The sequence below is a fragment of the Photorhabdus sp. RM322S genome (assembly GCF_042879395.1).
GTDB classification, from domain to species: Bacteria; Pseudomonadota; Gammaproteobacteria; order Enterobacterales; family Enterobacteriaceae; genus Photorhabdus; species Photorhabdus khanii.
This window is the reverse complement of the sequence record NZ_JBHFKW010000138.1, coordinates 1-907: the sequence shown is the minus strand read 5'-3', so window position 1 is coordinate 907 and position 907 is coordinate 1. Positions and strand designations below refer to the sequence as shown.

Annotated in this window: 1 pseudogene; it reads right to left on the bottom strand. The window is 43.4% G+C overall.

From position 1 onward, the window contains the following. A pseudogene (locus ACGF63_RS22930) lies at positions 1–907 on the bottom strand (hypothetical protein); the annotation flags it as partial.

Below are 907 nucleotides of genomic sequence, written 5' to 3'. Positions count from 1 at the left end.
GATAACGCGAGTCATATTCCAATGAATAAGGTATTGTCGCATCCGTATATTCTTCACCTAATAATGGGTCGCTGAAGACTAACGATTTCACCATCCACGTTATTTCACGATTAATATCCGCATTTGACCAACGAGATATTTCAACTTCTCCCTCTTCGCGTGAATAATGGATGGGTTGGAAATTACTGGTCACAAAATAGGTTAAACCACCACGTAAATAACAACCGCTATAAACGGAACAGCCTACGATATCACCGGATTTCACATCACCAGAGAGGGGATATTTACCATCGACGGGTCTGGCTATGCTTATCATGGCATGACGGATCGCTCTTACGGTTTTACGGTAAGTTTGATTTATGCGTTTAATATTAAGATATAGTGCATCTCCTCCCCATGGTGTATCTCCCCCTTCCATTTGTACAAGTAGTCCGGCAACGTGTGTTACTCCCTCACCAAATGGTTTTTTTTCTGCATCATATGGATAATGTCGATGAAGCGTTAACCAGGAATTTGCCCCAATATTAGGTGGATGACGCCACCAGACCGGGTAATAGCGTTCAGTGCTTAGCCCAGTGAGATCAATAGTGGTGGTATAGCGTGGTTCAGCCTGAATATCCGCTGTAGTAGGTTTATTTCTTGTTGTGTAAATATCAGTCCAATCCTCCTCAAAGCCATAACTATCACGGGCAGAGCGATAAGCTATTCCTCCGTTTCTATACCCGACTTTTAACTGAAAAGCCGGACAACTACCAACACCATTATAGAAGTGAGCAACATGTGCAGTGTATCCCGGATACTGTAGATCATATAAACCTGTATCCACGTTCCACGGAACAGCTTGAACATTAGGATAACTGCCCGTTAATCCGAGTTTGACCGCTTCCACATCCCCCGCACTTAAACT